The organism is Streptomyces sp. NPDC047002 (assembly GCF_040704505.1).
Lineage (GTDB): Bacteria > Actinomycetota > Actinomycetes > Streptomycetales > Streptomycetaceae > Streptomyces.
Genome location: NZ_JBEYWC010000018.1, coordinates 80,018 through 90,555, shown reverse-complemented (window position 1 = coordinate 90,555; position 10,538 = coordinate 80,018). Strand labels below are relative to the sequence as shown.

7 protein-coding genes are annotated in these 10,538 nt (G+C 73.4%); 2 read left to right on the top strand and 5 right to left on the bottom strand.

All coding sequences use genetic code 11. The features are described 5' to 3' along the window. Positions 1–48: 48 nt before the first annotated feature. From asnB to AB0910_RS18360, 5 genes are all read right to left on the bottom strand, one after another. Positions 49–1,890 (bottom strand): asparagine synthase (glutamine-hydrolyzing), encoded by a 1,842-nt coding sequence (gene asnB / locus AB0910_RS18380; RefSeq protein ID WP_366745644.1) that lies wholly within the window; start codon positions 1,888–1,890, stop codon positions 49–51. A gap of 55 nt (positions 1,891–1,945) precedes the next feature. Beyond that, positions 1,946–3,154, bottom strand: a complete 1,209-nt coding sequence (locus AB0910_RS18375; RefSeq protein ID WP_366745643.1) for a cytochrome P450 — start codon at positions 3,152–3,154, stop codon at positions 1,946–1,948. A gap of 121 nt (positions 3,155–3,275) precedes the next feature. After that, positions 3,276–4,043 (bottom strand): alpha/beta fold hydrolase, encoded by a 768-nt coding sequence (locus tag AB0910_RS18370; RefSeq protein WP_366745642.1) that lies wholly within the window; start codon positions 4,041–4,043, stop codon positions 3,276–3,278. Next, positions 4,040–5,779 carry an ABC transporter ATP-binding protein gene (locus tag AB0910_RS18365; RefSeq protein WP_366745641.1) on the bottom strand — a complete coding sequence of 580 codons (1,740 nt, stop codon included), beginning with the start codon at positions 5,777–5,779 and terminating at the stop codon, positions 4,040–4,042. Before AB0910_RS18365 ends, AB0910_RS18370 begins: the two co-directional genes overlap by 4 nt. Further along, the gene (locus AB0910_RS18360; RefSeq protein ID WP_366745640.1) at positions 5,776–7,554 is read right to left on the bottom strand and encodes an ABC transporter ATP-binding protein; all 1,779 of its coding nucleotides are present in this window, start codon (positions 7,552–7,554) and stop codon (positions 5,776–5,778) included. The genes AB0910_RS18365 and AB0910_RS18360 overlap by 4 nt, the downstream gene beginning before the upstream one ends. A 245-nt stretch (positions 7,555–7,799) precedes the next feature. On the opposite strand from AB0910_RS18360, the gene AB0910_RS18355 reads away from it, so the two are divergent. Continuing rightward, the gene (locus AB0910_RS18355) at positions 7,800–9,164 is read left to right on the top strand and encodes a cytochrome P450 (RefSeq protein ID WP_366745639.1); all 1,365 of its coding nucleotides are present in this window, start codon (positions 7,800–7,802) and stop codon (positions 9,162–9,164) included. A 73-nt stretch (positions 9,165–9,237) separates the two neighbouring features. Beyond that, positions 9,238–10,497 carry a hypothetical protein gene (locus tag AB0910_RS18350; RefSeq protein WP_366745638.1) on the top strand — a complete coding sequence of 420 codons (1,260 nt, stop codon included), beginning with the start codon at positions 9,238–9,240 and terminating at the stop codon, positions 10,495–10,497. Positions 10,498–10,538 lie beyond the last annotated feature (41 nt).

Genomic DNA, 10,538 nt, shown 5'->3' with positions numbered 1-10,538 from the left:
TCGGTGGATGGCCGCCCGCGCCGAGGGGCCGGCGGCGGTGGCGCCGGGTCAGCCGAGCTGGAGTTCCGGCCGGTAGATGTCGAACCAGTGGTGGAGGTCGAGGACGCGCTCGATGCCGAGCCGCCGGTCGCTCGGGAGCGCCGCCGGGTCCTGTTCCAGGACGTCGCTCAGCCAGGCCCGGTCGACCAGTTCGAAGACGGGGTCGCCGGTGTCGGCGAGCACCTCGCGCGCCTGGGCCTGGAGTGCCTTGGCGTACAGCGGGTCCTGCGTGGTCGGGTACGGGCTCTTGGCGCGGTCCACCACGGAGGACGGCAGCGCGCTGCGGACCGCCTCGCGCAGCAGGCTCTTCTCCCGGCCGTCCGAACTCTTCAGCCTCCAGGGCACGTTGTACACGTACTCGACGAGCCGGTGGTCCGCGAACGGCACCCGGACCTCAAGGCCGGCCGCCATCGAGAGCCGGTCCTTGCGGTCGAGCAGGGCGCGCACCAGACGCGTCAGGTGCAGGTTGCAGACGGTGCGCATGCGCCGCTCCTGCGCCGAGGCGCCGTCGAGGTGCTCCACACCGGCGACCGCGTCGGCGTACTGGTCGGCGATGTAGCCCGGGATGTCGAGCCGCCTGCGCACCTCGGGGTGGAGCAGCGCGGTGCGGTCCGTGGTGTGCGCGTTCTGGAACGCCAGCCAGGGGAAGGTGTCCGCGTCCCGGGCCGCGGGGTGGTGGAACCAGATGTAGCCGCCGAAGAGCTCGTCGGCGAACTCGCCCGACAGAGTCACGGTGGACCGCTCCCTGATCGCCCGGAACAGCAGGTACATGGAGGAGTCGATGTCCCCGAGGCCGATGGGCATGTCCCGGGACAGCAGCACCGCCCGGCGCACGGCGGGGTCGACGAGCCTGGCCGAGTCGAGCACCACGTCGCGGTGGTCGGTGCCCACGTGCGCCGCGACCTCCCGGATGAACGGCGAGTCCGGTGTGTCGCGCATCTCGTCCGGCCGGAAGTTCTCTTCCAGCCCCGCGAAGTCCACGGAGAACGTGCGCAGCCGCTCGCCGCGCTCCCGGGCGTGCGGTGCGCTCAGGGCGGTGACCGTGCTGGAGTCGAGGCCGCCGGAGAGCAGGGCGCACAGCGGAACGTCGGACACCGACTGCCGTCGCAGCGTGTCGTCGAGCAGCTCCCGCACTCTCGCGACGGTGGTCGGCGCGTCGTCGGTGTGCTCCCAGGTGGGCAGCGACCAGTACGTGCGGTGCTTGATGCCGCCGCGGGTCACCGTGGCCACCGTGCCGGGCTCGACCTCCGTCATGCCCTTCCACAGCGACCAGCCGGGGGCCTTGGTGAAGCCGATGAGCTCGTGCAGGCACTCCAGATCGACCACGCGCCGGGCCAGGGGGTTGGCCAGGATCGCCTTGGGCTCGGAGCCGAACAGCACGCCGTCGGGGGTGGGGTGGACGTAGAGCGGCTTGACGCCCATGCGGTCGCGCACCAGGACGAGCTTGTCCTCGCGCCCGTCCCACACCGCGAACGCGTACATGCCGTTGAGGTGTTCGGCCACGCCCTCGCCCCATTCGAGGTAGGCCCGCAGCACCACCTCGGTGTCGCTCGCGGTGCGGAAGCGATGGCCGCGGCCGCGCAGTTCGTTCCGCAGTTCGGTGAAGTTGTAGGTCTCACCGCTGTAGACGAGGGCGACGTCCCCGCCCGGTTCTGCTGCCGTCATGGGCTGCGCGCCCCCGGGCGGGTCGATCACGGCGAGGCGCCGGTGGCCGAGGGCCGCGTGCCGGCGCACCCAGGTGCCTCCGTCGTCAGGGCCCCGCTCGGCCATGGTGGCCGTCATCGCGTCGATGGTCTGCTGATGCTGCGTCAGGTCGCTGTCGTACGCGACCCATCCGGTGATGCCGCACATGCGGTGTCCTCGTGTCGGGAGTGTGGTTGTGCAGTGTTCTGGGGCCGGGCGCGGCTCAGGCGAGCAGGAGCGGGAGCGCTTCGAGTCCGTGCATCGCGGTACTGGTCCGCCACCGCAGGTCCTGCTCGGGGACGGCCAGTTCGATCCTGGGGAAGGTCTTCAGCAGGTGCCCGACCGCGATCTCCCCCTCGATCCGGCCGAGCGGCGCGCCCACGCAGAAGTGGATGCCGTGCCCGAAGCCGAGGTGGCCGCCAGCGGGTCTGGTGATGTCCAGGCGGCCGGGGGCCCCGAAGCGCGTGCCGTCGCGGTTGGCGGAGAGCAGCGAGATGACCACGAACTCGCCGGCGGGGATCTCGGTGCCGCCGACGGTGACGGATTCCTTCGTGTAGCGGGGCGAGGAGAGGTTGTTGGGGGTTTCGAAGCGCAGGAACTCCTCGACGGCCGCGGGCAGCAGTGCCGGGTCGGCACGTAGCGCGGCGAGCTGATCCGGGTGGCGCAGCAGTGCCAGCAGGCCGCCGGCGATCAGGTTGACGGTGGTCTCGTAGCCGCCGATGAGCAGGACGAAGGTCATCGCGATCAGCTCGGGCACGCTGAGCCGGTCGCCTGCCTCGCTCACCGCGACCAGCGCCGACAGCAGGTCGTCCGCGGGGTCCTTGCGCTTCTGCTCCAGCAGGCCCGCGAGGTAGCCGCCCATGGCGGCGGACGCCGCGCCGATCTCCTCCGGGGGCGCGGTGGAGACCAGGACATTCGACCAGGCGCCGAACGACTCCCGGTCGTCCTTGGGGATGCCGAGCAGCTCGCAGATGACGATCATCGGCAGGGGATAGGCGTAGGCGGGGAGCAGGTCCACCGGGCCGCTGGTGTCCAGGGCGCCGGTCAGCTCGTGTGCTATCTCCTCGATGCTGGGCCGCAGTCTCTCCACCGTACGAGGGGTGAACGCCTTGTTGACCAGGGTGCGCAGCCGGGTGTGGTCGGGCGGGTCGGTGTTGAGCAGATGGCGGGCCAGGTCCGCGGAGAAGGAGCTCGGCTTGCCGTCCGCAGCCTCCCGCAGCCGTTCGAGGCGGTCGTACACCCCGGCGCTGCTCAGCCGGTCGTCCGTCAGCAGGTCGCGTGCCTCCGCGTATCCGGTGACGAGCCAGGCCGGCAGGCCGGTGGGCAGCACGACCGGGAGTACGGGCCCCTTGGCGCGCAGGGCTTCGGCGGTGGTGTGCGGATCGTGCATGAAATCGTCGGTCAGAAGGAGGCGTTCGGGCGCTGGGTTCATCGGTCTTCCTCGTCGTCGGGCGTGCCGCGGTGCGGGCGGCGGGGTGGGGCGCGCGGCCGTGGCCCGCGCACACCGGAGGTGGTGGGCCCTGGGCACGTCCTCGTGCGCGGGCGGGTGGAGGTCAGGCGTGGCCGGCGAGGCGGTGGCGTACGGCCGCGACGACGGGGCCGGGGTCGGCAGTGAGGTAGAAGTGGCCGCCGGGGAAGCGCAGCAGCTCGAAGGGGCCGTTCGTCCAGCGGGCCCAGCCGAGGGCCTGCTCCTCGGACACCTCGGTGTCCTCGGTGCCGGTCAGGGCGGTCACCGGGCACGGCAGCGTGCCGGCCGGGTCGGCTGCGTAGGTCTCCACGAGCCGGTAGTCGCCGCGTACGGCGGGCAGCACGACCTGCCGCACCTCGGGCATGGCGAGCAGTTCCCGCGGGGTGCCGCCGAGCCGTACCAGCTCGTCGGCGAGGCCGTCGTCGTCCAGCAGGTGCACCGTGCCCGGCTGGTGGAACTGCGGTGCCTCGCGGGCGGACGCGAAGACGCGGACCGGCGGCCTGCGTCCTTCCGCGACCAGCCGCAGGGCGAGTTCGTGGGCGACCACCGCCCCCATGCTGTGCCCGAACAGCGCCCATGGTCGGTCGCACAAGGGGGCGACGGCGTCGGCCAGTTCGCCGACCAGTGCGGGTATGTCGCGGGGCACGGGCTCGTGCAGCCGCTCCTCGCGGCCCGGCGGGCACACCAGCACGGGCTCGATCCACCGGGGCAGCAGGGCGGTCCAGGCGCGGTAGAGGGACGCGGTGCCTCCGGCGTGGGGCAGGCACAGCAGTCGCACGGGGGCGTCCGTGTCCCGCCGGGGACGGCGCAGCCAGGGGGAGTCGAGGGCATGGCGCGCGGGCAGGCCGGTCACGGGGCGTCCTTGCGCAGCTGCCAGGCAGCGGCCCTGCTGCGCTCGGCCCACAGGGCGTGGTAGCGGCCGCCGGCTGCCACCAGCTCGCGGTGGCCGCCCAGTTCGTCCACCCGGCCGTCGGCGAGCACCGCGATCTGGTCCGCCGAGGCGATCGTGGACAGCCGGTGGGCGACGACCAGCACGGTGCGCTCCCGCGCCAGGTCGGTGAGGGCGGCGCTGACCGCGGCCTCGTTCTCCGCGTCGAGCGCGGCGGTCGCCTCGTCGAGCAGGACGACGGGCGCGTCCTTGAGCAGCGCGCGGGCGATGGACACCCGCTGGCGCTCGCCGCCCGAGAGGTTGGAGCCCCCTTCGCCGACCGGGGTCGCCCAGCCGAGCGGCAGCCGGGTCACCACCTCGGTGAGCCTGGCGGCGTCCGCCGCGGCCCGTACCTCGGCCTCGGTGGCGTCGGGGCGCCCGACGCGGACGTTCTCCTCGATGGTGGTGTCGAAGAGGTAGACGTCCTGGGAGACGATGGCGACCTGCCGCATCAGGGTGTCGTTGTCCATCTCGCGCACGTCCACCCCTCCGATGCGCACCGCGCCCGAGCCGACGTCCCAGAACCGGGCGACCAGCCGGGTCACGGTGGTCTTCCCTGCGCCTGACGCGCCCACCAGGGCCGTCATGCTGCCTGGCGGGCACGTCAGGGTGAAGTCCGTAAGGACGGGCCTGCCTTCGCGGTCGCCGTAGCCGAACCCGACCCCGTCGAACTCGACCCCGGAGTGCCCCGGCCGCCGGGGCGTGGCCGGCTCGGGCAGGGCCGGTGTGCGGACGATCTCGGCGATGGAGTCCAGCGCGGTCGCGGCCAGCTGCACCCCGGTCCCGTACGGGGCCAGCAGCGACACGGGCTCGGTGAAGCGCACCGCGAGCACCAGCACGGCGACCATGTCCGGCACCTCGGTGCGGCCACCGAGGACGAGCCAGGCCGCCGTCACCGACACCAGGGCGAACGCCGCCTCGACCACCACCATGTACCAGGCCATCGGCGCGTTGGCGCGGTTGAGGCTGCGTACGGTCGCCGAGCGATCGGCGCGCAGCGACTCCTCAAGTGCCCCCCAGCCGGCCGCGGTCCGTCCCGCGGCCCGCAGGACGGCCTGCGCCCGCGCGAACTCCAGCACGCGGCTGGACACCTCGGCGAGCGAGGCGGCCTCCTCGGCCTGGGAGACCGCGGCGGTGCGCTGCACCCGCCGGTAGAGGAGGAACGCGGGCGGGCACAGGACCAGGAAGGCGAGGGTGAGGCGCCAGTCCACGAACGCGGTGATGACGACGACGGTGGCGGGCGCCGTGACGGTGACGGTGATCTGCTGGAGCACCATGCCGGGGAAGTTTCCGAAGCTCTGGGCGCCGCCCATCGCGGTGAGCAGCCGGCCGGACGCGGCGTTGGTGAACCAGCCCAGGGGGAGCCGGGTCACGCGGTGGGCGAGCTTCCTCGCCAGGGTCATGCTGCTGCGCTCGATGCCGACCGCGTAGCCCTTGTCGGACGTCACCCACATCGCGACGCCGGACGCCGCCGCGCCGAGCGCCGCGACGACGAGCCACGGCACGGCGCGGGCCGCGTCGGCGGAGAACAGCGCGCGCAGCAGGGGGACGAGCGCGGCGAAGGCCACGCCCTGGCAGACGCCCGCGGTGACGTACCCCGCCACCTGGCCGCGCATGCCGGTCGGCCGGCCGATGAGTTCCTCGGCCTTGCGGATGATCACTGTCCGACCTCCTGGAGGCTCTGCTGGGAGTGCCAGAGCCGGGTGTAGAGCCCGTTCGCCGCGAGCAGTTCGGGATGTGTGCCGCGCTCGGCCACCCGCCCCCGGTCGAGCACCAGGATCTGGTCGGCGCCCGCGACGGTGTGCAGCCGGTGTGCGATGACGAGGACGGTCCGCTCCCTGCCCAACTCGCTCAGCGCCTGCTGGATGCGCGCCTCGCTGTGCGGGTCGGCGTGGGCGGTGGCCTCGTCGAGGATCACCACGGGCGCGTCCTGGAGGATGGCCCGCGCGATGGTGACGCGCTGCCGCTCCCCGCCGGACAGTTCGCCCTCGCCGTCCTGGAGCACCGTGTCGTACCCGTGGGGGAGCGTCGTGATCACGTCGTGGATCTGGGCCGCGCGGGCCGCGGCCTCCACCTCGTCGTCGCCCGCGCCGGGCCGCCCGAGGCGGATGTTCTCCCGGACCGTGGTGCGCAGCAGCACTACGTCCTGGAAGACGAAGGCCACCCTGCCGAGCAGCTCCTTGGTGGGGATCTCCCGGATGTCCGCGCCCCCGAGAGTGATGCGGCCCGCGGTCACGTCCCAGAAGCGGGGGATCAGGCGCGCGAACGTGGTCTTGCCCGACCCGGAGGGGCCGACGAGCGCGGTGACCGTGCCCGGTTCGAGGGCGGCGGTGACGCCCTGGAGCGCGGGGGCCCCCTCGCCGTACGCGAAGGCGACGTCCTCGAACGCCACCCGGCTGCCGTCAGGCCGTACCGGAACGGCCGGTTCGGCGAGCGGCGGTTCGGCCATGACGCGCCGGATGTGGGTGGCGCCCAGCTGCGCGTCGCGGATCGCGTAGCCCAGCTGTGCGACGTGCAGCACCGTGCTGGGGAGCCCGACGCCCACCGCGAGGAACGGCAGCAGGGCTGCGGGCCCTGCCCAGTCCCGGGCCACGAACAGGGTGCCCACCGCGGTGATCCACACCAGCATGGACGCCGGTGAGAGCAGTGTGTTGATGAGGTTGGTCGGCCGTCCGATGCCGCCCATCCACCGCAGGCACACCGCCGTGAGCCGGTCGGCAGCGGTGTCGAAGCGGCGGTGGGTGCGCTCGGTGGCCCCGTACGTCTTGATGACCTCGATGCCGTCCGCGAGTTCGACGGTGGCCTTGGTCAACTCGCTCTGGGCGGTGTTGAAGTCGTCCATGTTGCGCCGGTAGCCGAGCTGGATGCGGGGCGCGAGGACCGCGAGGATCACCGCCGCGTACGCCACCACGAGCAGGGCGATCCGCCAGTCGGCGACGAAGAGGTACACCATGCCGGCGAGCGGCATGACGAGACCGGACGTCAGGTCGGCGGCGCCGTGGGCGACCAGGGTGTGCACCTGCCGCACATCGTCGGAGACCGCCTTCTTCACCTCGCCCGAGCCGCTGGCCGCGAACCACCCGAGGGGCACCGTGCCGAGGTGGCGCGCCAGCCGTGACCTGGCCAGGTAGCGGAACTCGGCGTCCGCGTAGTGGCACAGCTGGGTGGCGCCCACGTACAGCAGGCTGCGCAGTACGGCACCCGCGACCCCGGCGAGCACCCACGCCCACACCGTCCCCGGCGCGCTCGTGCCGTGTGCGAGCAGCACCCGGCCCGCCTGCGCGACGGCCACGTACGGCACCAGCGCGCAGGCGGCGGAGAGCCCGGCGAGGACGACACCGAGGACGAGGGTCCCCCGTACCGGCCGGACCAGTGTTTTCAGCGCGCCGGCCTCCACCAGCGGCAATTGCCCGGCAGGAGGCGGTTCTTGGGTCATCGGTCTGCCCTCATTACGTGACGGTCGTGGTCGGCCCCGGGCACACGGCCTCGGCGCCAGGTGTGCATCGTCCAAAACTCCGGCGAACAGGGATTGTGGTTCACATCATGGAAATGATTTTCATTTCAGGACGTAGGCTACGGAGGGCGTCGGCGCAAGTCAACGCGGGCCCCGGGGGCGCATCCGCGACCCGGGGGCCCGGGTTCGCGGCGCCGTGAGTGAAGGCGACGGCCGAGGAGGCATCTGTGGGACCTGGACCAGCCACGTACCGAACGGCCCGCGCGGGAAAGGGCGGACTGCCACCGGGGCCCCGCCTGCCCCGCGCCGCGCAGACCCTCCTCTTCCGCACCGTCGGACACCGGCTCACGCCGAGACTGCGCGGACGCTACGGCGACATGGTCCGCCTGCGCCTGTTCCCCGAGGGGGCGGTGGTGCAGCTCACCGACGCCGAACACATCCGCGCCGTGCTGAACGGGCCCGACACCGTCTACCACGGCGGCGAGGGCAACGCGATCGTCGAACCCGTCCTCGGTGCGCGGTCCGTGATGCTCGCCGACGAACTCGACCACCGCCGCGCGCGCAGGCTCCTCACGCCCGCGTTCCGCGCCGCCGCCCTCGACGGCTACCGCGGGATGGTGGCCCGGCTCACCGCAGAGGAACTGGACCGATGGCCCGCAGGCGTCCCCTTCCGCGCGCACGACCGGATGAACCGCCTGACCCTCGAAGTCGTCCTGCGGGTGGTCTTCGGGGTCACCCGAGGCGCACGACTCGACCGGCTGCGCACTCTCCTGCGCGCGTTCGTGGACGTACGGCCCGTCGACTTCCTCGGCTGGCATCTGCCCGCGCTCCAGCGCGTCGGCAGATGGCGCCGGAAGCTGGCACAGCAGCGGGAACTCGACGCGCTCATCCACGAGGTGATCCGCGAGCGCAGGGACGCGGGGGAGGCGGGCGCCGGCGGCACCGACGTCCTGTCCCGGCTGCTCGGCTCGTCCGACGAGGACGGCGGGCTGAGCGACGCCGAGCTCCGCGACCAGCTCGTCAGCCTGCTGCTCGCGGGACACGAGACGACCGCCACCGCGCTCGCCTGGTCGCTGCACGAACTCGCCTGGAGCGCCCCGCTGCAGGCGCGGGCGGCGCGGGCCGCCGCGACGGGCGACGACGCGTTCCTCGAAGCGGTCGTGAAGGAGTCCCTGCGGCTGCACCCGGTGATCGCGGAGATCGCCAGGCGGGTCACCGAGGACGTCGAGCTGGGGGAGTACCGGATACCGGCCGGGACGACCGTGATGCCCATGATCGGCCAGGTGCACCTGGACGCCCGCTACCACCAGGCTCCGCGCGTCTTCGACCCCGGCAGGTTCCTCGAAGGACCGCCGCCGCGCGAGACCTGGCTGCCGTTCGGCGGCGGCGCGCGCTACTGCCTCGGTGCGGGCTTCGCGCTGATGGAGTCCGCCGTCGTGCTGCGCGAGGTGCTCACCCGCTTCCGCCTCGAACCGGGCAGGGCCGGGCGCGAGGAGGAGCGGGCCCGCCATGTGGTGCTCGTCCCAGGGCACGGAGCCGTCGTCAGGGCGCTGCCGAGGACCGGGGACCCGCACGGGGAGGCGGTCTCATGACCGGTACGCGCGGGAGACGGCAGGGCAGGGCGGCGGCGTGCCGCCACGGTGCGGGAGAGGCGGTCGGCGGCGCATGACGAGCGAGCGCTATCTCGAACCCAGTGAGGCCGTGCTGATGCGGTCCGCGCGAGGAGTCGTCCAACGGGCCTCGCTGCGCGGGCCGTTGGACATGCGGGCTCTTGGGAGGGCCTACGAGGCGTTGCTGGCGGGGGACGCCGCGCTGCGCGGGGTCGTCCGGCGCGACGCGCGGGGCTTCCTGCTCACGGCGGACGGCGCGCGGCGGCCCGCCATCCGCTTCGCGCCCAACCCCGCGGAGTACGAGCAGGCCCTCATGGCCCCGCTCGACCCCGCCGCCGCGCTGGTCCGCCTGGTCGTCGGGCGCGAGGGCGACACCGCCTTGGTGGGGTTCGTCGTGCACCACGCGGTCGCGGACGGGCGGGCGGCCGCCGCCCTCTTCCACCTGCTGTGGGCCCACTACACGGCCGCCGTGACCGGAGCCGAGCCGCCCGCGCCCGCCTCCGCCGGCCTGCGTCCTGCCGCCGAGTCGCTGCTGGCCGGGGCGTTCAACCCCGACGAGATCGACGAGGCGGTCCGCTCCTACCGGGGGAGGGAGAGGGGGTTCCCCGCGGGCCCGCCGCGGGAGCCGGGGGAGCCGGGGGAGCCGGGTGGCATCGCAGTGCGGCGGCTGCTGCTGGACAGGGGGGCCACCCGGCGGATCGCGGAGAGCGCCAGGGCCGCGGGCACGTCCGTGCACGCGGTGCTGTGCGCCGCCCTCCTGAGGGCGAGCCACGGCACCCGGTCGCAGGACGCGGCGGGCCGTTCCGTGCCGATGACGGGCTGGTCGGTGGTCGACCTGCGCCCGCGCGTCGCCCCTCCCGTGGATGCACTCGGTGCCACCAACTTCACTAGCGGAGCCCGGTGTTCGGTCCGGGTGGGCCCGGATGCCGACGTGCTGCGCGTCGCCCGTGCGGTGAAGGCCCAGCTCGACGCCGACCTCGCGGCCCGCGTCCCCCAGCGGCTCGCCCTGCGGCTCGGCGAGGTGGTGGGCGCGGCGTTCACCGCTGAGGATCCGCCGCGCTTCCTGCTCACCAACTGGGGCCGTACGCCGGACCTTCCGATGCCGGAGGGCACCGACGTGACGGACCTGCGGGGCTATGTCCCGCAGCCGCTGCCCGTCCCGGTCTTCGTCGCGCACACCTACGCGGGGCGCCTGAGCGTGGAGCTGGTGCTCTGGCGCCTCGCCCTGCCGGACGGCGCGGCGCAGGCGCTGCTCGACCGGCTGCACGCCGAGCTGCGGAGCGTCCCGGTGCCGCGAGGCGAGAACACCTATTGAAAACGATAATCATTTCTATTAGTTTGTCGTGACAAGGGGGA